This window comes from Roseivivax sp. CAU 1753 (assembly GCF_054482575.1).
On the sequence record NZ_JBTLRF010000001.1, the window covers coordinates 204,316 to 228,431 of the forward strand.

The window sequence follows — 24,116 nt, forward strand, 5'->3', positions numbered from 1 at the left end:
ACGCCTGGATCGCCAGATCGCGCGGGCGTCCGGCAATTTCCGCAAGGGCCGCGTCGGCGGTCAGCCAGTGCCGGTACCCGCCGTGCGGTCCCGGAGGTATTCAAGAAGATCGTCGAAGCTGCGCATCCGGTCGTAATCGGCTTCGGGCATCGGCAGGGACAGGTCGCGGCCCAGGGCGGTGATCAGCTTGAGGAAATCCATCGAGTCGATATCGCACTCGTCGCGCAGATCGGCCGAGGTGTCGATTTCGTCGATCTCGACTTCAGGGGCGATGCGGCCCAGTTGCCTGATCAGGGCGTCGCGCGGGTCTGGTCTGGTCATAGCGCCTCCGGCGTTTGCAAATGACGGATGATTGCGCGCAGAAAGCCCGCGCCGCGGTGGCCGTCGCTGACGCGGTGATCGGCGGCAAGGGTGATGGCGGCGGTCCGGCGCGCGACGACGGCCCCCTCCTGCACGACGGGCGTCCAGCCGGGGGTGCCGATGCCGATGATGGCAACCTGAGGGGGAAAGATCACGCCGGTGATCCCGGCGACGCCACGGTCGCCAAGGCTGGTCAGCGTGATGGTCGGATCGGACAGTTCGCGGGCGCGGAACCGGCCCTGACGGACACGGTCCACAAGATCGCGAAGCCGCGCCATGAGATCGTCCAGATCGCCCGCGTCCGCGTCGTGCAGGGCAGGCGCGACCAGCCCGCCACCGCGCAGGTTGATCGCCATCCCCACATGGCGTTTCGGGCTCGGGGTGAACCGGTCGCCTTCAAAGGTCCCGTTGAATTCGGGAAACTTCGCCACGGCGCGGGCAATGGCCCGTAGATAGAGCGCCCCCACCAGCAGCCGCCCCTCGGGTGGCAAGGCGGCGTTGTGGGTTGCGACGAAGTCCTCCGCGGCGGTCAGGTCGATCGCGTCGGACAGGTAGTAATGCGGGATGTCGCGCTTGGACCGGGACATCGCGTCGGCAATGGCCTGGCGCATGGCCGTCAGGGGCGTGGTATCTGCCGCGCTGTGGGCCGCTGGCAGGTCTTTCAGGGCAATGGTCTTTCCGGTGCCGAGAGAGGTCAGATCGAACCCTGTCTGCGCGGCCCGGCGACGTGCGGCCGGCGTCACGCGCTGGCGCACCGCGTTTGGCGCATTCGTGGCGGGTTTGGGCGTGGGCTGCGGGTCTTCGGGCGCGGGTGGCACGGTTTCGGGATCGACTGGCTGCGGTGCCTCTGGCGGCGGCGGCGCGGGGTCGATGGGCTGCGGCATGTCCGGTCCGGTCGGCACTTCGGGCACCTCGGGCACTTCGGGCACTTCGGGCGCGGGTGGCACGGTTTCGGGATCGACCGGCTGCGGTGCTTCGGGTAGCGGGGGCGGCGGCGCGGGATCGACGGGCTGCGGCATGTCCGGCCCGGTCGGCACTTCGGGCGAATCGCTGTCCCGGATCATCGCGATCGGGCTGCCGACCGGAACCCTGGTGCCCAGCGGCACAAGCCATTCATGCAGAAAGCCATCCTCGAAGACCTCGATCTCGATGGTGCCTTTCTGCGTCTCGACCGCCGCGATGATATCGCCGCGCGCAACCGGTGCGCCGGGGGCGATCAGCTGTTCCACCAGGACTCCGGCCTCCATGTCGGCACCGAGCGAGGGCATCAGGAACGGTGTCATGGCACTTGCGTCATCAGCCGCCTTGCGGCGTCGACGATCCCGGCGGTCTGGGGCAGGGCCGCCTGTTCGAGGTGATGCGCGTAGGGAATCGGAACCTCGGCACTGCACACCCGTCCCGGCGGCGCATCCAGGTCGAAGAACGACTCTTCCGCCAACCGCATGCCGATCTCCGCCGATATGCTGCCGCTGCGCCAGCCTTCATCGACGATCAGCACCCGGTGCGTGCGGGCCACCGACGCGCGGATCGTGTCCATGTCGAGCGGGCGCAGGCTGCGCAGGTCGATCACCTCGGCCGAGACGCCGTCCTTCGCCAACACCTCTGCCGCGTCCAGTGTCTTGAACAGCGACCCGCCGTAGGTCACCAGCGTGATGTCGTCCCCGGCGCGGCGGATAACGGCCCGGTCGATGTCCACGGGGCCCGCGTTCTCGGCGATGTCGCCCGCCATGTTGTAGAGCATCACATTCTCGAAGATCAGCACCGGGTCGGGGTCTTCCAGCGCCGTCCAGAGCATCCCGCGGGCATCTTCAAGCGTTGCAGGCGCCAGCACGCGCAGGCCTGGAATGTGGGCATACCAGCCCTCGAGGCTGTGGGAATGCTGCGCGGCAAGCTGCTTGCCCGCGCCCGTCGCCATGCGGATCACCAGCGGCACGCCGAACTGGTTGTTGGACATGTGCCGAAGCGTCGCCGCGGTGTTCATGATCTGATCGAGCGCCAGCAGCGAGAAGTTGACCGTCATGATCTCGACGATCGGGCGCATGCCGACAACGGCGGCACCGATCCCGGCCCCGGTAAACCCCGACTCCGACAGCGGTGTGTCGCGGATCCGGTCTGGGCCGAACCGGTCCAGCAGGCCCTTGCTGACGGCATAGCAGCCGCCGTAGCGGCCCACATCCTCGCCCATCAGGAACACCCGGTCGTCGCGCGCCATGGCATCGGAGATCGCGGCTTTCACCGCCTCGCGATAGGTGGTCTGCACAAGCTTGCCGGGGGGCGGGACAGTAGGCGCGGCGGGCCGGTCCGGGGCCATGACATAGCGCTCGAGGGTGTCGAGGGGTTCGTCATGGCCGGCCTCGGCGAAGGCCACGGCCGCGTCGATCTCGGCGCGGACCTGGGCCTTGATCTCGTCGAGGTCGGTGGCGTGCAACAGCCCGCTCTCGATGGCCCAGTCCCGAAACCGCACGATCGGGCCCTTTTCGCGCCATTGCGCGACCTCGGCCTTGTCGCGGTAAAGCTGCGCGTCGAACATCGAATGCGCCCGGAAGCGGTAGGTCCGGCATTCGAGGAAATAGGGCTCCTTGGTTTTGGCGATGGTTTGCAGCGCCCGCCTCGCTGCCGCCTCGACCGCGACCACATCCATGCCGTCGACAACCTCGGAGGTGATCGCATAGCTGCGCGCCTTTGCGGAAATGTCGGTCTCGGCCTCCGAGATCTCGAGCGGGGTGCCCATCGCGTAGCCGTTGTTTTCACAGACAAACAGGACCGGAAGGTCCCACAGCGACGCCAGATTGAGGCTTTCGTGAAACTCACCCTCGGCGACGGCGCCTTCGCCGAAGAAACAGGCGGTCACCGCGTCGGTCGCCTGCATCCGGTCGGCCAGTGCGAGACCCACGGCCATCGGCAGGCCGCCGCCGACGATGGCATTGCCGCCGTAGAAATTGTGATCCTTGCTGAACAGGTGCATCGAGCCGCCGCGCCCGCCAGCGCAGCCTTCGGCCTTGCCGTACATCTCGGCCAGAACCTGCGTCATGGGCACGCCACGGGCAAGCGCGTGGCCATGTTCGCGATAGGTCGCCACCACCCTGTCCTGCGGCTCCAGAAGCGGGATGATGCCTGTCGCCACCGCCTCTTCGCCGTCATAGAGATGCAAAAAGCCGCGGATCTTTTCCTGTGTGTAGACCTCGGCGCATTTTTCCTCGAACAGGCGCAGGCGCAGCATCGTCGTCATGAGATCGCGGACATGGGTCGCATCGAGGCGGGGTTTCGTGCGCGTGACGGTCATGTCTCATCGCTTTCCAGGGTCGAGATGTCGCCCTCCGGCAGGCCGAGTTCGCGGGCCTTGAGCAGACGACGCATGATCTTGCCGCTGCGGGTCTTCGGCAAGTTCCGGCGGAACGCGATGTCCTTCGGGGCCACCGCGGGCCCAAGACGCTTGCGGGCATGTCCCAGCAGATCGAGGCGCAGATCCTCGCTGGCCTCATGCCCGGGTTTCAGCGCCACATAGGCCTTGACGATTTCACCTGCCGTCTCGTCGGGCAGGCCGATCACGGCTACCTCGGCCACCGCGTCATGTTCCATCAACGCGCTTTCGACCTCGAACGGGCCGATCAGGTGGCCCGCGCTCTTGATCAGGTCGTCGGCGCGACCGACAAACCAGAAGTAGCCGTCGGCGTCCCGCATCGCGAGGTCACCGCTGAGATACCAGCCGCCCTTGAAGCATTTGTCGTAGCGCGCCTGTTCATTCAGGTAGCCGCGCATCATCGACGGCCAGCCCGGGCGCAGCGCCAGCTCGCCGATGGCCATGGGCGTGGTCAGTTCCGAGACGGTGTCGCCCGCCACCTCGACGATGCCCGCGTCGATGCCGGGCAGGGGCTTGCCCATCGATCCGGGTTTGACGTCCATCGACGCGAAATTCGCGATCATGATGCCGCCGGTTTCGGTCTGCCACCAGTTGTCGTGGAACGGCTGGCCGAAGGTGTCCTGCCCCCAGATCACCGCTTCGGGGTTCAAGGGTTCGCCGACGCTGGCCATGAAGCGCAGGTCGGGGAACCGCCGCGCGCCGATGGCCTCGGCCCCGGCCTTCATCAGCATGCGGATGGCCGTGGGGGCGGTGTACCAGACGGTGACGGCCTCGGTTGCCAGGATCTCATACCAGCGCGCCACGTCGAATTCCGCCTCGTCCACGATCATGGTGCAGCGATTGGTGAGCGGCGCGATGATGCCGTAGGAGGTGCCCGTGACCCAACCGGGGTCGGCGGTGCACCAGTAGGTATCGCCGGGCCGCAGGTCGAGCGCGATGCGCCCGGTTTCGGTGTGGGACACCACGGCCTGATGCACATGCACCACGCCCTTGGGCCTGCCGGTGGTGCCCGAGGTGAAGTGCAGGAGCGCGGTGTCCTCGGGGTCGGTTTGCGCGGTCTCGAAGCTGTCGGATGCGCTGTCCATCAAGGGGGCAAGGGCGGTCGTGCCGGGGGCGTCGCCGTCGATGGTGAACACCGTGCGCAGATCCGGCAGGTCCGCGCGGATGCCCGCCACCTTGCGACGGTAAAGCCGGGTCGAGGTGACCAGCGCGGTCGCCGATCCGATCTCCATCCGCGCCTTGATGGGTTCCGGCCCGAACGCCGAGAAGAGCGGGCAGAACACGCAGCCCGCCTTCAGGGTACCGAGGGCCGCGATATAAAGGTCCGGCACCCGCCCGAGCAGCGCATAGACGCGGTCGCCCCGGGTCAGGCCGCTGGACAACAGCACATTGGCGAAGCGGTTGGTCGCGCGGGAAAGCGCGGCATAGGTGATATCCGTGCGCGCGCCGGACTTGGCGATCCAGCGCAGCGCGATCTGGTCGCCATGACCGGCGGCGACGTGGCGTTCGATTGCCTCATGGGCGATGTTGAGGTGCCCGTCCGGCAGACCGTCAAGCGACGCCTGCGCCTCGGTCCAGGAAAAGGCGTCACGGCATTGCCGGTAATCCGGCATGTTGGCCGCATCCCGCGTGTCGCGGCCCTTGCCGAGGATCGTGCCGGGCGGGCGATCGCCGGTCATTGGGCCACGAAGCCGCCGTCGACGGGAATGACCGCGCCGGTGACGAAAGAGGCGCGCGGCGAACACAGCCACATGATCAGCTCGGCCACCTCTTGCGGGGTGCCGATCCGTCCGATCGGGTGCATCGGGTCCATCATCTGGGCGCTGGTCTGGCTGCCTCCGGTGGCCTGATCCGCAAGCGAATCCAGCATGCGCGTGTCGATGCCGCCGGGGCAGACCGCGTTCACCCGGATGCCCGCCTTGCCATATTCGAGCGCGGCGTTCTTGGTCAGACCGGCCACCCCGTGTTTGGAGGCCACATAGGGCGACAGGCCGGGAAACCCGATCAGACCCGCCACCGAGGACAGATTGACGATGGCCCCGCCGCCGGTTTTCAGCATCGCCGCGATTTCGGCCTGCAGGCACAGGAACGGCCCCTTGAGGTTGATCGCGATGATGGCGTCGAAATTGTCTTCGGTCTGGTCGACGAAGGGCGTGATCCGGCCCTCGATGCCTGCGTTGTTCACCGCGCAGTCGATCTTGCCATAGGTGGCGACGGCCTTGTCGATCAAGGCCGAGACGTCCGCCGCCTTCGATACATCGGCAGGCACGAAGATCGCCGCGCCGCCGGCCTTTTCGATCAGTGCGACGGTTTCGGCACCGCCGTCGGCGTCGATATCCGACACCACGACATTGGCCCCTTCCGCGGCGAAACACACAGCGGTGGCGCGACCGATACCGGCGGCCGCTCCCGTGATGACGACGCTCAATCCATTGACGAGTCCCATTCTGCGCCTCCCTGATACGGCTGAAATCGTGTCTCCCGGCCTCAGGATGCGGCATGATCGGCGCAACGCGATTGACCAAAGTCAATCCGGCCGGACCGACCGGGCCATATCTTTGCCCATGCCGATCATCCGACCTGCGAAGGAGACCGCGATGCAGACCAATTCATTTCCGGCCTATGACCTCAGCGACAACACCACAGGCTGTTGTCCGCGGTTCAATCCCGAGGGATGGGACAATCAACACCTGCACTTCGAGAACAAGAAATTCGTGCGTGCCACGACACGCAGCGCCATGCACATACCGTGGAACATGGGCGCGGTCTTTGCGCGGGTGCAGGGCCATATCGAGGATGCCGCCGCCGCCGACCCGGCCACGGAAATCACGCTGAGCCATGATCTTTCGCCCTGGGAGGCCGAGCATTTCTTTGCCGTGTCCCGGGATGTTCCGGACGAGGAGGTGACGACCCTGTCGGGCGATTTCGTGACCCGCGTTTTCGAGGGGCCGTACCGGCGCACCAAAGAGTTCGACCACGACATGCGGGTGGCGGCCAAGGCCATGGGCAAGACCGCCAGCGACGTCTACTTCTTCTACACGACCTGCCCGAAATGCGCCAAAGCCTACGGCGAGAATTACATCGTGGGGGTGGCAAAGGTTTAAGGCGCGGCGCGGCGGCTCATTCGGCCAGGGACGCAACGTCGCAGGTGGCGTCTTCCGGCGCGGCGCCGTTCTCCGCGCGACCCAGGTTGTAGATGTCGGGATGGTCGACAATCTGGCCCGCACTGTCGGGAAACCGGGGGAAATAGCCCAGTGTCACCGGGATCGGCGGCGCGGGCGCATCGAAGGTCCGGCGGCCATTGGCCAGCCGGTGCACCTCGGCCAGGTCCATGTCGAGGACAAAGGCCGCCAGCCGGTCCCACTGCTGCACACGCACGCAGCCATGCGACAGGGCGCGATAGGTCTGATCGAACTTTTCGCGATGATTGGTGTCATGCAGATAGACCAGCAATCCCGGCTGCAGCCTGACGGCAAGCAGCCCGAGGGGATTGTTGGGGCCCGCGGGCCAGACGCGATCCTTGTATTCCCCACTGGCGATCATGGAGGGGGTCGGTCGCCAGGTCGGACGGAACCGCACGGTGGAGACGTAGGTCTTCAGGCGCGGCGTCCGGTGCCAGGGCGCCCCCACGATGACACGGCTGCGCAGCACCAGCGCGCCCTGATCGAAGGCCAGCAGCTCGAAGGAGGGGATATTCACCAGGATGGCCTTCCCCTCGAGCGGTATCCGGTAGGACACGCCCGCGCGGTCGAGCTGCGTCTGATACCCTTCGGCGGATGTCTTCGCGGGCAGCGCGCAGAACGCCACCAACAGCGCGACGGCGAGGGACAGGAAGACCCGATTTCTGTTCATGCGCATTGACCGATCTTTCGTTGTGCTGTGCATCTCACGTGCCGACCATCCCGTTCGAAGACCCGTCGGCACCGCTATCGTAGTGGGCTTGGCAGGCCTGTTCCAGCCCGCGAATGACGCGTTTGCCATCCAGGGGACCGCCATGTTGGGTGACGACGGTCGACTGGCCTTCGGGCTGATCCATCCGTTCGAAGTAGATCACCACCCAGTCGCGGGTCTTGCCGAACCGATGCGCGGTGGCGCTGTTCGAGAACAGCGCCGTGTAGTGCCATCCGTCCCGTTCGGTGTGCAGGATCGGCAGGCGGGCATCGCCCGTCGGGTTGAACCGGCGCGGCCGGATCGTGGGCAGCCGGTCGAGAGTGCCGCGATACATCCGGTCAATCGCAAGGATGTCGGCAACCGGGGGGTGCTGCCGGTCGGTCGGGGGCGTGCGCGGGCGTCTGCGCGCCAGCATTTCCGACAGCGAGTGGCGCAGGCCCTCGATCCGGCGCGGTCCGATTCCCCTGAGCGCTGCCAGCCGTCCGTCATACGCCGCGGCCTCCAGCGCCTCGAGGGTTTCGATGCCCAGGTCTTCATGGATCTGGCGGGCCAGGGTCGGGCCGATCATCGGCACGGTCTGAAGCACATGCTCGGGATCCGCCGCGCCCCGCAGCCGGGCCAGAAGGCGCGCGTCGCCGGTATCGAGGATTTCCGCGATGATGGCGGCGATCGACCGACCGATGGTCGGCAGATCATCCAGGGCGCGTTCTCCTCCGCGCTGGTAATCGAGCCGGATCGGGTGCGGCAATCCGCGCAGGTATTCCGCCGCGTCGCGGTAGGCCCGGACGCGGAACAGCGACCCGGCCTGCTGATCGAGAAGAGCGGCCACGTCCTCCAGCTTGTCCGCGACAAAGCGGTTTTCAGACAGCGCGTCGTCGCGTGCGGGGTCGATGCCCATGCAGTCCTCCGGTCATTGCCTGCGCCATCCTAGCCGCAGCCCCGATGCGGCGACTTGATCGCAATCAAACGGCGCAGCCGGGGCGTGCGGGGCGGCTGGGGCAGCCGGGGCAGGGTGCGGCGATGGCCCGCATCAGGCCTGCCCCGACGGCGCGCCCGACCCGCGCAACGCGGCGCTGATCTGCGCAACCGTATCGGACAGCGTGCCACCGGCGGAAATGACCTGCCAATCGGCGGGGCGCACCGCGCCTGCCACCTGCGCCCGCACCACGTCGGCATCGGCGTCGGACGCATCGCCGCGCCGTGCCGTGACCCGTGCGATCAGGGTATCGTCTGGCGCGTCCAGCCAGAACCGGTGCAGCGGAACACCGGCGGTTGCGGCGATGGCGGTCGCCTTGCGCCGGGCGGCGGGGTCCAGAAACGTCGCATCGATGATCGCGGAATGGCCGGTTTTCAGGATGGTCTGCGCGCGCAGGACCAACCTGTCATAGATCGCGGCACGGGCGTCGGGCGCATAGGCGGATGCGGCAAGATGGGTCCGGGGATCGGCACCCCGCACCGCCTTGCGCTCGGTATCGCTGCGCAGGTGCACCGCGCCGGGGGCCGCCCCGATGCCTGGGGCGAGGTGCTGCGCGACGGTGGTCTTGCCGCTTCCCGACAAGCCGCCGATCAGCACAAGCGCAGGCGCGGGAGGCGACAGAACCGCCAGCGACTGGGCCAGATAACGGGCGGCCTCGGGGCTGATCGGCGATGCCGTCGCGCGGGCGGTTTGCGCCAGCACCATGGCACGGATCGCGGCGCGGATCGCGATGAACAGGGGCAGCGCCGCCAGCCCATCATCCTCGTGGCCCATCGCCGCCAGAAGATAGGACCCGAGGGCCATGTTCGCCGCCCGATCGAGGCCGCGATGGTGCAGGTCCATGATCAGAAACCCGAGGTCGTAGAGGACATCGCAGGTGCCCAGAACCTCGTCGAATTCCAGTGCGTCGAAGGGGACCGGCTTGCCGTCGAGCAGCACCAGATTGCGCAGATGCAGATCGCCGTGGCAGCGACGAATATGGCCGCCCGCGCCGCGCTGGCGCAAGAGCAGTTCAACATGGTCCAGCGCGGCGCGGCTTCGGGCGTGGAACCGGGCGATCCGGGCCGCATCCAGCAGGTCCGAGAAGTCCGCGAATACCCGGTCCAGTTCGTCCAGAATATCGCGGATGAGCGTCGCGCCATCCGTGAACCGCTGCGGCGTCTTGAGGTGGTAATCGAACACGCCCTGCCCGAGATCGCGGGCCAGGGCGTCATCCAACCGGCCGGCGTCGGCGATCGTTGACAGTTCATCCGACGCCGGGAACTGCCACATGCGCAGGACCCATTCGACCGGCGTGCCATCGCCATCCAGTGCCAGATGCCCCCCCGCCTCGCGGGTGACGGGGATCACGCTGTCGTAGATCGCGGGGGCGGTGGGCGCATTCAGTGAAAGTTCGCGACGTATCATCTTTTCGCGCAGGGCCAGCGTCGACAGGTCCATGTAGTCGTACCGCACCGCGCGCTTGATCTTCAGGGCGACGTCGCCTGCCAGGAACACAAGCGCGCCATGGGTCTGGATGACCTCGACAGGCCCGCCGCCGGGATGGGTTTCCGACGATGAGAGGAAGGCGATCACCTCTGCCTGGGGGTCGGCATCCTTGCAATTCGGGGTCATGGGGTGCCGCGTGCCTCCGCTGCGCTGTGCCGGGCGGGGTGGCCGGGCCTTCTGATCAGGGCTGTATCAGTCAAAATCGGTACCGCAAGATCTGACCCCGGACGGATTGTTCCCGCCGCCAGCGCCGCCGCCAGTGATGCCGGTGGTCCCTGTGGCCCTGCCGCCCGCGCCGCAACCGGACGTGCAAGGGACCACGGGGATCGTCGGCGCGCCGGTCGCGCCCGGGGGGCTGACCGGCTCAGGCTAGGGCAAGTTACGCCGCGCCGATTGACACCGATCAATTGCATTGCGTCAATGGCATCTACAAAGCTGTCAGGTGTGTTTTTCGCGGTCGACGTCCCGTTTCCGGTGCATGGCAGTTCCGGGCGACGTCTTGGCGGCCTCTGGGCAGCGTCTGCACGGTTTCTGGACGGTTTCTGGGCGACGTCCGGTTGCGTCCCGGGGGGGGGGGCGAAAGCCCGCGGCGCAATGTCGACTTGCGCGGTGTCGATCCGTCCGGGGCCGATACGCGACACTGCCGGACCAGAAAGGACGATGTGCGATGTGTTGGAGCGTGGAGGCGACAGTCGGGATGATCGCGGTCGGCACGGTCGCCACCGCTGTCACCTATCGGCGCGGCGATCCGCCCGCATTCTGGCTGACCATGGGCTACTTCACCTTGATGGAGGCGCTGCAACTGGCGGGGTACGGTGTGCTCGACCAGTGCGGCACGCCTGCGAACACGTCGGTGACGGTGCTGTCCTATCTGCACATCGTCCTGCAGCCGTTCTTCATCAATGCCTTCGCGATGGAGCTGGTGCCCGGTGTGGTCAAGCGGCGGGTGCGCGTCGGGGTGTTTGCGGCTTCCGCGGCCTCGTCGCTGGTGATGCTGGCCCAGCTCTTGCCGCTGCCCGAGCTTGGCCAATGTCAGCCCGGCAGCCCGCTCTGCGCGGACAGGTGGTGTACGGTGACGGGTGACTGGCACATCGCCTGGGACGTGCCCTATAACGGCCTGCTGGTCGGGCTCGAGCGCATGTTCGGCCTCCATGCCGGGTTCCCCACCTACATGATCGCCGCATTCGTCCTGCCGCTGATCTACGGCGCGTGGCGCTTTGTCATCGTCCATGCCGTTGCGGGACCGATCCTTGCGGCCAGCCTGACGACCGACCCCAACGAGATGCCCGCGATCTGGTGCCTGTTCTCGATCGCGATCCTGCTGATCAGTCTCAGCCCGATGGTCAGGCGCACGGTGTCCACTCGGCGCTGGTGGGGCAGGCCGGTCGGTCCGGCCTAGGCCAGCGGTGCCGCCGAAGATGCCGCGCATGCCCGCCGCCGGGGCGCCGGCCGGGGTCGGGCTGCGGATCGCCCCGTCGGGCCGGGTCACAGACCGAAGGGATAGGTCTCGTCCTCTTTGCTGTCCGTGCGCGTCGGCAGTGCCGTGACCGCCTGCGTCTTGTCGAACCAGACGAACGCGTCGTACTGATCGGCCAGAGAGGCATGGGCGTAGTGGCTCGTGCGTTCGGTCTCGGGCCGGTAGATGACGCCGATATAGCGCTGCAAGCGTTGCGGGCTCAGAAGCTGCTGGAACTCCGGTGCCTGCGCTTTTCTGAAATCCCACAGGAAGCGGTCATGATCGACCGCGTGGCACAGCGCCTCGTGGCTTCCGGGGCGCGGCGGGCGGACGGTCATGATCTCCATCGGGGCGTCCCATTCGGACGCGGCGGCAACGGTGCCGGAGGCCGTCCCGAAGCCGATCAGCGCGGCGGCATCGCCAAATTCCTGGCGGCAGAGTTGACCGATATTCAACTCGCCTCGGGTGCGGCCCATGTCGGTGAAACGTGCATCGCCGATATGGGAATTATGCGCCCAGACGACGACTTTGCTGTCCGGCCCACGATGGTCCAGGATCCGGCGCAGCGTGTCGAACATGTGCTGGTCGCGCAGGTTCCATGACTGGCGCGAGCCATAGTACATGACGCGGTAATAGCGTTCCGCGTTGGCCACCAGTCGGGCGTTCTGCGCGGCGTCGAAGAACTGTTCGCCGTCATGATCGGCATAGGCCAGCTGCTTTTTGAACAGGTCATTGAGGATCTGCGTCACCGGCTTTTCGCATACCGAGAACCCGCGTGTCAGCGCCGCGCGGCCATAGGCCGCCGGATCATGCGACCATTCCGACAGGCAGGCGTATCGCGCGCGGGCCACCGCGGCTGCGGCGTCGTCGACGCGGTCGAGATAGGCCAGAACCGCCGCGATGGACGCGTTCATGTTGTAAAGATCGAGCCCGTGGAAGGCGACGCGGTCGGCGCTGTCCCGGGTGCCGTTGAGCTGGTGCAGATAGCGCGTGAAGGCGTCGAACTCGACGTTGCGCCACATCCATGTGGGAAAGCGCGAAAACGGCGGAGGGGTCATCGCCTCGGGGCTTTTGTGCCGGACATAGCGGTCCACCATCGCCGCGTCGGGCCAGTCGGCTTCGACGGCAACGACGGAAAACCCGTGATGCTCGATCAGACGCCGGGTGATCGCGGCGCGGGCGCGGTAGAATTCCGATGTGCCGTGCGTCGATTCGCCCAGCAGCACGACCCGCTTTGTCCCGAACCGGTCGAATGCCGTGGCGAAATCGGGGGCGCTGATCGCGGGCAGGGGTTCGGCAGCCGCGCCGAGCACCGCTTCGGCGGTGACGGTCGCGGGCGGCGGCGCGGGCGTCGGGCGGGGGGGCGCATCCGGGCGCAGGTGGTCCCTGAACCATCGGGCGGCATGCGCGACGGCCTCGTCCAACGTGCCCGGCTCTTCGAACAGGTGGCTTGCGCCGCGCACGATCTCGATCTTCTTGTCACATCGCAGCGCGACAAGGGCCTGTTCGTTCAGGCCGATGACGGTGTGATCGAGGCCGCCGACGATCAGCAATGTCGGGGCCTGGACCTGCGGCAGGTAATCCATCGCCAGATCCGGCCGTCCGCCACGCGACACCACCGCGGACACCCGTCCCCCGAGTTCGGCTGCCGCCACAAGCGCCGCCCCGGCACCGGTGCTGGCCCCGAAGATGCCCAGCGGCAGGCCGTCCAGATCCGGCTCCGAGGCGATCCACATCGCGGCTTCCACGACGCGATCGGCCAGCAGGGGAATGTCGAAGACGTGGCGTCGATCCTGTTCTTCCCCGGGCGTCAGAAGATCGAACAGCAAGGTCGCAAAGCCCAAGTCGTTCAGCGTTTGGGCCACATGGGCGTTGCGCGGGCTGTGGCGGCTCGACCCGCTGCCATGGGCGAACAGGACGATGCCCCGCGGGTCCGGCGGGACCGTCAGATCGCCGGGCAGAGCCAGCGGCGGAACCGCGATCCGCCGCCTGTGGAGGCGACTTTCGACCGCGTCCGAAGTCTCTGTCGGCTGGATCGCGACCTGTTCCAGCAGGGCCACGGTTTCGTCGTCGGTCAATTGGTGGAAGTCGCGATAAAAGCCGCCCACACCCCGGAAGGTGGTTGCCGGATACAGGCAAAGGATGTCGTCGGCCTGACCGGAGATGTCATCCAGCGCCTCTTTCGGCGCAACCGGAAGCGCCACGACGATGCGCGCGGGCCTGCTGCGCTTCAGCCCGATCAACGCCGCCTTCATCGTGGCCCCGGTTGCCAGCCCGTCATCCACCACGACGACGGTGCGCCCCGCCGGGTCGAGCCTTGGCCGAGTGCCCAGATACCGCGACTTGCGGCGTTCGAGTTCGGCCCTCTGGTCCGCCACGGCCTTCGCGATAAAGGCGTCGTCGGCACCGGACAGGCGTTTGACGGTGTCGTTGATGACGATCTCCCGGCTGGCCCCCTCGACGATTGCGCCAAGGGCGAGTTCCGGATTTTGCGGCGCGCCGATCTTGCGCACCAGCAGCAGATCGAGCGGCGCGTGAAGCGCCTTGGCGACCTCGACGGCCACCGGCACGCCGCCGCGGGGCAGGGCGTAGATCAGCGGCGCGTCAAGCCCGCGTGCCGCCAGAGCGTCTGCCAGTTGCCGACCCGCGTCGGCACGATCGGAGAATGGGAATGAATTCTGTTCCACGGTTTACAGACTAGTACCTGCGCGGACCTGCGGATTGAGCGCGATCAATCCCGGCGCACAATTCCTGCGCCCCCCGCACCGCAAGCCGCGCCCGAAGGCAGCGGCAAGTGGACCTGACGGGCGACGCGACCTGGCACCGGCCTGACCAATATCAATGACAGCTTGGGCCCGCCCACGCGAGACTGATCCCGAAGGGGGCGGATCGCGTGTCACATATCGCCAAAGACAAGGGGGCCCCGCCGCAGGCCAAGCCGACCCGGGTGCCTGCGCCGAGTCTGCCCACGGGCGGCGGCGCGATTTCCGGCATGGGCGAGACGTTCTCGGCCGACCTCGTCACCGGCACCGGCGCGATATCGCTGCCGATCGCCGCAAGCCCGGGGCGGTCAGGGTTCGGGCCGGATCTGGCGCTGACCTACAACTCCCGTTTCGGCAATGGTCCCTTTGGCCTCGGGTGGCGCCTGTCGCTGCCGTCGATCGAGCGCAAGACCGAAACAGGCTTGCCGCGCTACGAAGACGAGACCGACTCCGACGTGTTCGTCCTGTCGGGGGCCGACGACCTTGTGCCGGTTCACCGCACCGACCCGGGCGGTCACTGGGTTGCCGCCCATCCGGGATTTACCATCGCTTCCGACGGGTTCCGGGTGCGCGATCCCGACGGTCGCCCCGTCATCCACGAAGACGAACAGGATGGTTTTCGCGTCCGGCGCTATCGACCGCGTGTCGAAGGGCTGTTTGGCCGCATCGAACGCTGGAGCCGCATCGGCGCGTCCGGCGATGTTCACTGGCGGACGATATCCACCGACAATGTCGTCACGCTGTACGGCCAGGACGCGGGTTCGCGCGTTGCCGATCCGCTTGATCCAGGCCGCATCTTCACGTGGCTCATCTGCGAGACGCGCGACGACAAGGGCAACGGCATCCGATACCTCTACAAGGCCGAAGACGGCGCGGTCACGCTGCGCCCCGGTCAAGGCGATCCGTTCCGCGAGGCGCATCAGGCGAACCGTGGGGCCGCCGCCGATCCCCGCCGGACCGCCCAGCGCTACCTGCACCGGGTGCTCTATGGCAACGTCAAGCCTTTGCTCGACGCCCGGGGCGCGCGCCCGCGCAGCCTCGACGATCTGCCCAACGCGCCATCGGACACCGGGGCCGATTGGCTGTTCGAGCGATGCATCCCCGGTCGATATCTGCGCAAGGGACCCTCAGACCGAGTGGCTACGCAACCAGTCGATATCGATCTCGTTTGTTGAGACCGAGAGGGGCCGATCTTCCCGGCACCCCAAGGCGAGCGCGGACATATGATCTGGGCCAGTCCGCAGGGAAAAGAACTTCCAAAAGAGCATTCCGTCGAAGCCCGGATCGAACAGGGGTGCGATCGGCTCCAGTGAAAAGCCGAGCCGTTCAGGAGACAGGTTCATCCCCAGACCGGTGGCTTTCATATAGGCTTCCTTGAGGGTCCAAAGGGTAAAAAAGACGATGTGACGATCGCAGGGTCGGCAGGCTTGCAATGCCACGCATTCTTCGGGCGCGAAGTACCTTTCGGCGATTTCGAGTGGTGCCGGGCGGGCGAGACACTCGACATCGACGCCAAGGGTCACATCCAGGCCGAGGGCAACCAGGGCAATTCCGCGGCTGTGGCTCAGGTTGAAGGCAGGAGGCGCCACGTCGCCTTTCGGAACCAGTTCGGGTTTTCCGAAGCGTCCGCTGCGTATTTCGACCACGGCCGGGGTCTGCCCGGTGCACTGGCTCAAGAGGGTGCGGGCCAGCGCGTGGGCGGCAATGTAGTCCGATTTGTCTTGCTCGAATACAAACCGTTGGGCGCGTTCCCGCTCCGGGGCACTCAATCGCGTCTCCAACTCCCGACGCTCTATCGCCGAGATCCTTTCGGTCGCGATCCAGCACAGCGTGACGTGATCTTTTGGCATGGGTCCGTCGCATCAATCTGAAAGGCCGGTCTGGAGCCGCAACAGCCCGAGTTGGAGTGCGTTACCTTTGCAGCTGATCACTCCCTTTCCAGAACCGCGACGCCTGCGATTGTCGCCAGCTGATCCGCCGGGGGAAGCTGCTTGTCATTGGCCAAAAACATCTCGAGCAGTTCGATGATGGCATATTCACCTTCGCCGATCACACCCAGGGAAATGTTGGAATCGTCAAGCGCCCACGCGTAATCGCTGCTTATATACGGACCGCCGCCGATGATCGGCAGATCGGGGTGCCGTTTTTTGATATGTGCCAGGGTATCGTGAAAGAAGTTTTTGTAGCAGGACAGGGTCCGCGCGCCGATAACGTCGGGTTTGAATTCGTCGATCAGCGCATCGAGATCTTCGAGAGTGTCAAAATCCACAGCCGATTTGGCGATTTTTCCCGCGACGCGACCGTCCATCTTTTCGTTGATCATGGAATGTAGGTAAAGCATTCCCAAAGGCTGTTCCAGAACCGCGTAAACCGCGCCCTGGTCGGCCCGAAAGAGAGTGGAAAGATCCAGCAGCAGGATGCGCAGGGCATCATCGCGCGTTTCGGCAACGGGTTTTGACGAAATCGTCTCGACCCCGTGCTCGGGCACTTCCCAATCCGTCGTGCATTGCACGCCGTTCAGATCCTCTTTGGTCAATTGAAGGATATTCAAAAGGCCATCAAAATCGTCGATACGATAGGGCAATACGCTGTTGTATTTCTGGACCAACTCGTCTTCGTGAAAATGTTGCATCTGCACGGGCAGGACCGACAGCAATCGTTCGCGATTGAAGAAATACTGCACGAAGAACTCGACCTGCTTTTCCTTGGCAAATTCCTTGCTCCAGGGCAGGGTCTCGGGCGCGTCGTGATACTCGACACTTGGGGCGCGTTCGACCATCTCGCGCGATACGCCATTCTCCAGGGCGAACTCGACCATGTCGCTGCCGGGATAGATTTGAACCATCGACAGAACCGGGAAATGCAACCATTCGATGCTGCGTACAAAATCGAAGGTAAGTTCAAGCTCTTCCTCGGTTTCGCTTGGAAAGCCCATCATGATGAACAGATCGAGCATCAGATTTTCATGATGTTTATCAACGATATACTCGATGTTGTTCCGCAGCTTTTCAAGGTTCATGTTCTTCTTGATGGCGCGCTGGAGCCGGGGTGAGGCGGTTTCCAGAGCCAGCGCAAAGCTGACCACGCCCGCTTCGACCATGAGGTCGATATGATCGGGGGACAGAATGTCGCCGCGCAGACCGTTGGGAAAAAAGATCTGGATTTTCAGGTTGTTCCGGATGACCAGATTGTAAAAACCTTCGCTGATATCGCGCCGCAGGTTGAAGATATCGTCAACGAAGGAAAACCTGCGGAACCCGAGGTCGTAATAATACCGGACCTCATCGTAAATGTTTTGGGGGGACCGGTAATGCGGCTTTTTCGACATGATCCGGTGGCAATAGGTGCAGGAGTAGGGACAGCCCCGCGTCGCCAGGATCGGAATGACGCCATGCGCCATTGCCTCGCCAATCGAATAGGCATATTTTCTGATATCGATGAGGGATCTGTCGACAAAGGGCAAGGCATCGAGGTCCGTGATTGCCTGGCGCGCCGGGCCGAGACGGAGTTTCGACCCGGAATAGGATCGCATCCCTTCTGTCGGAACAGGGCTGACCAACGAGTGCGAACGCTTTGCGGCAGTCTGCGCCATGACCGTTATCTCCTGCTGTTGCTGGCGGTTCCTGCGAAGCGCCGGTCAAAAGAGACGTTCGCCGTTGCGTCGCCCGTTTTTGCCGTGTGCGCGCCGGCGTCTTTGTGTTGCTCAATGCATTTCGCCAATTCAGCGATTGTCGGGTAGTCGTACACAACCGTCAAGGGTAAGGTGACCTGGAAGAGATCTTCCATCCGGTAGGCCAGTTCTGCCGCAAGCTGAGAATGGCCGCCAAGATCAAGGAAATGGTCGCGGCGGCTTATCCCCTCCACGCCCAGCAACTTGCCCCAGACGAGGGCCAGCATTTCCTCGGTCTCGGTGTGCGGCGGGTCTTGATCCTGGCCTGATGCCGGGCGGACGGATCTGGGTTCGGGCAGGCGGCGCGTGTCAACCTTTCCGCTATGCATCAGCGGGAACGTGTCGAGGATCGTGAAGGTCGTCGGCACCACGGCGTAATGCAGTTTGCGTGACACGAATTGGCGCAATTCATCAGCTTCCGGGACCTTGTAGCCGACCGGTTGGACATAGGCGTCGAGCCGACGCGCGCCGTGGTCCTCGCCGGTTGCCACGACGACAGCGGCTGAAACATAGGGGTGCGCAAGGAGGGCTGTCTCGATTTCCCGCGGCTCCACGCGCACGCCGCGAATTTTCAATTGTTCGTCCAGTCGGCTCAGGTATTCGATTGCCCCGTCCGCGCGCCAGCGGCAAAGGTCCCCGGACCGATAGAGCCGCTGCCCGTGATCGCCGAAGGACGATGGCACAAATCGCTCGGCCGTGAGTGCCGCGCCGTTGTGATACCCGCGCGCAAGGCCATCGCCGCCGATGCAAAGCTCTCCGGCGGCGCCGACCGGGGCAAGCGCGCCGCCTTGATCCAGGATGAACAGCTGCGTGTTCGAGATTCCGCGCCCGATCGGGACATTGATCGCCTGCGGATCGACCGATGTCACGTGATGCCAGGTGGCGAATGTCGTCGCTTCGGTGGGGCCATAGATATGCAGCAAACGCGTCGGGCCTCCACTGCGCAACACATCTTGCACGAATGACGGGGTGACCGCTTCGCCGCCGAACAGGACCGTACTTGCCCGGTTGAAGGCCCACGGCGCGTCGCGCACGACGAGGTTGAAGAGGGTGGTCGTCAGAAGCATGACGCTGACCAGATGCCGCTCGGTGTGATCGGTGAATTTCTGCGGCGACAGGAGAAGCGATTTGGGAAAGAGCACCAGTCGGGCCCCGTTCAGCAAGGCGGACCAGGTCTCGAACGTGGAGCCGTCGAAAGACAGGTTCAGGGTCTGTGCGACGCTGTCCGAAGCATCGACGCTGAGGTAATTCGTGCAGGTCGCGAGCCGGTTGATGGCACGATGGGAAATCCCCACACCCTTTGGCGTGCCGGTCGAGCCCGAGGTATAGAGTACGTAGGCCAGATTGTCGGAATGCACCCTCTGCGGAAGGTTGGTGTCATCGTGGCGCGAGATCGCGCCCGTGTCTGTCGCGTCATCAAGGCACAGGACGGTCGCGGGCGTCACCGGCAAGTCCGGCTTCAGCGCCCGGGTGGTCAGCACAAGCGGCGCATCGATATCGTTGAGCAGGTAGTCCAGCCTTTCGCGTGCGGAATCCGGATCCAGCGGCACATAGATGCCGCCAGCCTTCAGCACCGCGAGCATGGCCACGAAGATCATGTCCGACTGCGGCAGGAAGAGCGCGACCGGGGTCTCTGCTTCCAGCCCGCGGCGGATCAGGTCTCGCGCAAGACGGTTCGCACGGCGATTGAGGTTGCGATAGCTGATCTGCCTTGCCCCGTCGACAATCGCGATGGCGTCCGGGGCGCATGTCACCTGCCGTTCAAAGACCTGATGCACGCATGCCTGCGCGGGGAAGGCTGTTGTCGTGTCGTTCCATGTTTCCAGCAGATCCTGCCGTTCGGCCTGGTCGGAAAGCTGCGCCTGCGACAGCCGGATGTCCGGCGTGTCTGCAATACTGCAAAGCAATGTCTGGTATTGGCGGGCCAGACGCGCAATCGTCTCTGGATCGAAGCAGCCGCGATTGTATTCCACTTCCAGCTTGTGGTGCGCCCCGTCGGGAAAGATATTCCACGTCAGGTCGAACTTGGACGTGCGACGCCGGATGCGCCCGGGGCGAAGTGACACGCCCGGAAATGACAGCATGTCGGCGGGCAGGGAATGGACCATGAACATGGTTCCGAAGAAGGGCTGCTGACCAAGGGGGTGGCGCGGTTTGCATCGGTCGACCACCAGCTCGAACGGCACGTCCTGATGTGAAAAGCCGTCGACACACACATCTCGCACGCTTTGCAAAAGCGCCCGGAAGGTCATGTCCGGCGTCAGTCTTGTTCTGAGCGCGAGCGGATTGATGAAAAAACCGACGAGCCGTTCGATATCGGCGTGGTTGCGGTTGGCGCTGGGTGTGCCCACCACGATGTCCGATTGGCCCGTTTGGCGATGAAGAAGCAATTTGAACGCCGCCAAAAGGGTCATGAACAACGTTGCGCCTTCGTGCTCGCCCAGCGCTTGCAGCTTGTCCATCAACGGTGCCTGCAGATCAATGCTGTGCGTGGCCCCTTCGTGTTCCAGCGCGCCCGCCCGTCGATCCGCCTGCAAAGACAGCCGCGGCGCGTCGCGCAGGTGGTTTTGCCAGAATGCCAGCGCGTCCTCGAACTGGCCCTCTTCCGCACAACGCCTTTGCCAGACAGCGTAATCGCCATATTGGAGTGCCGGGTCGGCCAGATCCGGCTTTCGCGCTTCACGCAGGGCCTCGTAACCCAGTGACAGGTCTTCCAGCAGGATCGGCAAGGACGTCCCGTCGCACGCGATGTGATGAAGCATCAACAGCAGGACATGGCGGTCTGGCGCCCGCTGTATCACCGTGACGGCGATCGGTGGCTCTTGGCGCAGGTTGAACGGCTGGCGCGCGATGGTCTCCACGATGTCCGCGATCCTGTCGTCGATATCGTCGGTTTCGGGTGGCATCCGGATAAGGTTGAAGGGCGGTGCCAGCTTAGGATGCACCACCTGACGCACTTCGCCATCGATGCGCTGGAACGTGGTTCTCAGAATCTCGTGACGTTCGGCCAGCCATTCGAAGCCAAGCTTCAGTGCGGTACAATCGAGTGGGCCGTCCAGATAAGCCAGGAACGGCACATGATACAGCACGCTTTCCGGTTGCAGCTCGTACATGAACCACAAGGCGCGCTGCGAAAACGACAGCGGAAAGGCAAACACGTCGGTGGGATCGGTGTCTGTCATCGGGCAATCACGACCTCCAACGGACGGCACCAAAGCCGTCGCCTGCCAGAATGCTGTTGCCGACATCCTTTTCGAGGATCCGGTTGTTCCTTGGGGCCAGGGAACCGACAAGCAACTCTGTCGTCATCTTCAGAAGGGCGGAATGCTCCGCGTTGAACAGCCGGGTGCCCATGAGCTGGCGGCAGCGATGCGACACCTGTTCGGCGAGGTCCGAAACCTGGCAATTCGCGATCTGCGCTTGCACAAGTCCGTCCCGCAGAACGGCCGCATCGGAACCGGCTGCGGCCATGCTTTCGACGGTTGAGGAATAGGCGTTCAGCACCGCATCCGCCGTGCCAAAGCGCACACCGATCTTGCCCATGGAAACGGCCACATCGTCCAATCGTGCCATCGGGCGGCCATCAAAGACCTTGAAGCCCTGCACAAATCGAAGGGTTTCATCGGCGATGCGGCTGGCTCCGCCGAGAAACGCCGAGGCCGCCAGCGAAAGATGCCAGCCCAATTGCATCACGGACATCGCGCCGCCCGGCAGCATGTGGCCCCGCGGCACGTCTAGAACATGGTCCTCGGCAACGGCCAGCTGATCGAAGCTGATCGACCGCGTATCGGATTCCTGCAGAACATCCGGAAAATAGAGAGTGTCGCCGAACGCGATTTTGGGCTGCCCCTTGATGGGTAACAGCAGCGCGGTGGGATCGGGGCTGTCCACCAACGTCAGGTAAAGCATGTCCGCCAGACCGGTGAGCGACACGAAGTGTGACCGCCCCGAGACAACAAACCCGTCGCCATCGGGTTTTGCCACGACGCCTTCGCGAAACGCGCTGTCGCTGTGCACGTATCCATGGGTATTCGCCAGGAAACTTCGATCCGCCAGGATCCCGTCGAGACATGCCCTGATCGACGTATTCGGATGCCGCGACTGATAGGTCTCGAGGGCGCCGAGAACGTAGAGATGGTTTTCAAACGCGTAGGCGGCCCCAAGCCGGGTGCGACCGATCTCTCGCAGGACATTGCCGCACAGCGTATGCGCCGCCGCCAGATCGGTGCGAAACAGGATGGGCAGAAAGGGCAGGTCGGTTTGGCGCAGTGCCTTCCACCATGCGTGCAGGTCCTCACCGGCATCGGCCAGGTCACGGCAGATCGCTTCGGTCTGTGCGCGAATGGCGGCGTGGGTGGGTTGCGTGACGGTCAGCATGACACCCCCGTTCCGGTCGGCTCGACCCAAAACGGCCCGATCGCGAGGCAGTCCAGACCGGCCTGACGAAACGTGTCCAGCGCCTCTTGCGGGGAACAGACGATCGGCTGCTTGTTCACGTTGAAGGATGTGTTCAAAACGACCGGCATGCCGCTCAGTTCTGCGAAGGATTGAATGAGCTTGTGAAACCCCGCGTTGCGCGACGCGGACACGACCTGAACCCGGGCGCTTCCGTCGACATGGGTCGTTGCGGGCAGCTTGTCGCGGTAGTCCGGTCTGACCGGTGCGACAAACAGCATGTTTTCATACATGTCTTCCGTGCCGGGCGTCAGATTGAAGATCTTGCTGGCATGTTCGTGCAGGACCGCCGGGGCGAAGGGGCGGAAGTTTTCGCGCTTCTTGATCAGCATGTTGACGCGGTCTTTTGTCGTGTCGAGACAGGGATTGGCAAGGATGCTGCGTGCGCCCAGCGCGCGCGGGCCATATTCCATCCGGCCCTGAAACCAGCCGACGATCTTTCCGTCCTGAAGCGCCTTCGCGCTCAGTTCGCACAGCTGTGCATGGCTGTCGCAATGCGTGAAGGCAACATCCCCCGCGCCGTCGAGCACCTTGCCGATTTCGTCGTCCGAATAGGACGGACCCAGAAACGGCATCCCCATCGGGGCGGTTTTTGCCGTCGGTGACTTGCTGTGCTTGACGTAAAGTGCCGCACCAAGCGCCGTGCCGTCATCGCCTGCCGCGGGTTGCACATAGATCGAGCGAAAGAGCCTGCTTCGGCCAATGACACCGTTCATGGCGCAATTCAGCGTAACGCCACCGGACAGGCACAGGTCGTTCAGACCTGTCTCTTGCCTGAAATGGCGCAGCAGGTGCAAAACCGCCGTTTGAAGCGCAGTCTGCATGCCTGCGGCGATATCCATGTGATCGCGGGTCAGCTCGCCGCCGGGGTCGCGGGGCGGTCCGAAAACCGCGCTCAGATGCGCTCTGGAGGATGCCAGGGTTTCCTGTTCAAGATCGCTGCCGCTTTCCAGCAGGCACGGGATCGAATATGTGCCGTCGCGGCGCAACTGGATCAGTTCCATGAATTTCGGCAGCGTGCGGCGTGCATCGCCATAGGCGGCAAGGCCCATGACCTTGTATTCGTCAGACGACATGGCAAAGCCAAGATGCAGTGTAACGACTGAATACAACATGCCAAGAGAGTGCAGGGAGGCGATGGTTTTGACGATCTCGATCCCATCGGGGCTGCCGATTGCGACCGTGCAGCTTTCAACCTCGCCCATCCCGTCAGTGACAACGATCAACGCGTTTTTCATGCCACTTGGGTAAAAGGCGCTTGCGGCGTGGGCCAAATGGTGGGGCACTTCGACAAGCTTTTCGGCCATCGATGCGGGCAGATGCGCCGTGATGGCGCGTATCTGCGCCTGTTCGGAATACACGTCCTCGAAACGCGTTTTTTCGAACTCCGACATGCTGCCGAAAAAGTCGCGCAAGGGCTCATACGCGAAGCCGTGGGCCAGATAGTCGATATCGTCCCAGTCCAGCGCCGCGTGGCGCAGGCAAAACTCAAGCGCCTGATGCGGAAAGCGGCCCGTTGCCTTTTCGCGCGAAAACCGTTCTTCCGCCGCTGCGGCCACAATTCCGTCGTCGGACACCAGCGCCGCGGCGGAATCGTGCCCCGTTGCAATCAGAAGATCGCGCGCCGACAGGTTTGGAAAACGCGTCTTCTTGAAAACGTCGCTGTTGTGCAGCCCGCTATAGCCAAGGATGTTCAT

The 24,116-nt window shown here is 64.6% G+C and carries 17 protein-coding genes; 3 read left to right on the forward strand and 14 right to left on the reverse strand.

Translation table 11 applies throughout. The features are described from left to right. Positions 1-60: 60 nt before the first annotated feature. The 5 genes from ACXYMN_RS01025 to ACXYMN_RS01045 are packed head-to-tail and all read right to left on the reverse strand — an operon-like array spanning position 61 to position 6,167. Positions 61-321, reverse strand: coding sequence for an acyl carrier protein (locus ACXYMN_RS01025; RefSeq protein WP_459011512.1), 261 nt, complete (start codon positions 319-321; stop codon positions 61-63). Beyond that, positions 318-1,643, reverse strand: a complete 1,326-nt coding sequence (locus ACXYMN_RS01030; RefSeq protein WP_459011513.1) for a dihydrolipoamide acetyltransferase family protein — start codon at positions 1,641-1,643, stop codon at positions 318-320. Before ACXYMN_RS01030 ends, ACXYMN_RS01025 begins: the two co-directional genes overlap by 4 nt. Continuing rightward, on the reverse strand, positions 1,640-3,643 hold the full coding sequence (gene pdhA / locus ACXYMN_RS01035; RefSeq protein ID WP_459011514.1) for a pyruvate dehydrogenase (acetyl-transferring) E1 component subunit alpha: 2,004 nt from the start codon (positions 3,641-3,643) through the stop codon (positions 1,640-1,642). The genes ACXYMN_RS01030 and pdhA overlap by 4 nt, the downstream gene beginning before the upstream one ends. Then, positions 3,640-5,400, reverse strand: coding sequence for an acetate--CoA ligase (acsA, locus tag ACXYMN_RS01040; protein WP_459011515.1), 1,761 nt, complete (start codon positions 5,398-5,400; stop codon positions 3,640-3,642). The genes pdhA and acsA overlap by 4 nt, the downstream gene beginning before the upstream one ends. Then, positions 5,397-6,167: a glucose 1-dehydrogenase gene (locus ACXYMN_RS01045; protein WP_459011516.1), complete on the reverse strand. Its 771-nt coding sequence runs from the start codon at positions 6,165-6,167 to the stop codon at positions 5,397-5,399. Before ACXYMN_RS01045 ends, acsA begins: the two co-directional genes overlap by 4 nt. A gap of 151 nt (positions 6,168-6,318) precedes the next feature. Between ACXYMN_RS01045 and ACXYMN_RS01050 the strand changes: the two genes are divergently transcribed. Then, positions 6,319-6,825: a hydrolase gene (locus ACXYMN_RS01050; RefSeq protein ID WP_459011518.1), complete on the forward strand. Its 507-nt coding sequence runs from the start codon at positions 6,319-6,321 to the stop codon at positions 6,823-6,825. A 16-nt stretch (positions 6,826-6,841) separates the two neighbouring features. On the opposite strand, the gene ACXYMN_RS01055 is transcribed toward ACXYMN_RS01050, so the two are convergent. The 3 genes from ACXYMN_RS01055 to ACXYMN_RS01065 form a co-directional block, all read right to left on the reverse strand. After that, positions 6,842-7,573, reverse strand: coding sequence for a L,D-transpeptidase family protein (locus ACXYMN_RS01055; RefSeq protein ID WP_459011519.1), 732 nt, complete (start codon positions 7,571-7,573; stop codon positions 6,842-6,844). A gap of 34 nt (positions 7,574-7,607) precedes the next feature. Then, the gene (locus ACXYMN_RS01060) at positions 7,608-8,510 is read right to left on the reverse strand and encodes a helix-hairpin-helix domain-containing protein (protein WP_459011520.1); all 903 of its coding nucleotides are present in this window, start codon (positions 8,508-8,510) and stop codon (positions 7,608-7,610) included. Between the two features lie 132 nt (positions 8,511-8,642). Next, the gene (locus tag ACXYMN_RS01065; protein WP_459011521.1) at positions 8,643-10,202 is read right to left on the reverse strand and encodes a bifunctional aminoglycoside phosphotransferase/ATP-binding protein; all 1,560 of its coding nucleotides are present in this window, start codon (positions 10,200-10,202) and stop codon (positions 8,643-8,645) included. 541 nt (positions 10,203-10,743) lie between these two features. On the opposite strand from ACXYMN_RS01065, the gene ACXYMN_RS01070 reads away from it, so the two are divergent. Next, entirely contained in the window at positions 10,744-11,475 is a 732-nt protein-coding gene (locus ACXYMN_RS01070; RefSeq protein ID WP_459011522.1) for a DUF5765 domain-containing protein, read from the forward strand. Between the two features lie 86 nt (positions 11,476-11,561). Here the strand turns inward: ACXYMN_RS01070 and ACXYMN_RS01075 are convergent, their stop codons facing one another. Beyond that, entirely contained in the window at positions 11,562-14,219 is a 2,658-nt protein-coding gene (locus tag ACXYMN_RS01075) for an erythromycin esterase family protein (protein WP_459011523.1), read from the reverse strand. 206 nt (positions 14,220-14,425) lie between these two features. Between ACXYMN_RS01075 and ACXYMN_RS01080 the strand changes: the two genes are divergently transcribed. Next, positions 14,426-15,469, forward strand: a complete 1,044-nt coding sequence (locus tag ACXYMN_RS01080) for a SpvB/TcaC N-terminal domain-containing protein (protein WP_459011524.1) — start codon at positions 14,426-14,428, stop codon at positions 15,467-15,469. Here the strand turns inward: ACXYMN_RS01080 and ACXYMN_RS01085 are convergent. The 5 genes from ACXYMN_RS01085 to ACXYMN_RS01105 all read right to left on the reverse strand — a co-directional run bounded on the left by ACXYMN_RS01085 (position 15,422) and on the right by ACXYMN_RS01105 (position 24,116). Then, positions 15,422-16,144 carry a 4'-phosphopantetheinyl transferase family protein gene (locus ACXYMN_RS01085; protein WP_459011526.1) on the reverse strand — a complete coding sequence of 241 codons (723 nt, stop codon included), beginning with the start codon at positions 16,142-16,144 and terminating at the stop codon, positions 15,422-15,424. The two genes, ACXYMN_RS01080 and ACXYMN_RS01085, sit on opposite strands and share 48 nt — an antisense overlap. A 77-nt stretch (positions 16,145-16,221) precedes the next feature. Next, positions 16,222-17,886, reverse strand: coding sequence for a B12-binding domain-containing radical SAM protein (locus ACXYMN_RS01090; protein WP_459011527.1), 1,665 nt, complete (start codon positions 17,884-17,886; stop codon positions 16,222-16,224). A gap of 5 nt (positions 17,887-17,891) precedes the next feature. Beyond that, on the reverse strand, positions 17,892-21,212 hold the full coding sequence (locus ACXYMN_RS01095; protein WP_459011528.1) for a non-ribosomal peptide synthetase: 3,321 nt from the start codon (positions 21,210-21,212) through the stop codon (positions 17,892-17,894). Next, entirely contained in the window at positions 21,154-22,341 is a 1,188-nt protein-coding gene (locus tag ACXYMN_RS01100) for a hypothetical protein (RefSeq protein ID WP_459011529.1), read from the reverse strand. Before ACXYMN_RS01100 ends, ACXYMN_RS01095 begins: the two co-directional genes overlap by 59 nt. Beyond that, positions 22,335-24,116: a carbamoyltransferase family protein gene (locus ACXYMN_RS01105; RefSeq protein ID WP_459011530.1), complete on the reverse strand. Its 1,782-nt coding sequence runs from the start codon at positions 24,114-24,116 to the stop codon at positions 22,335-22,337. Before ACXYMN_RS01105 ends, ACXYMN_RS01100 begins: the two co-directional genes overlap by 7 nt.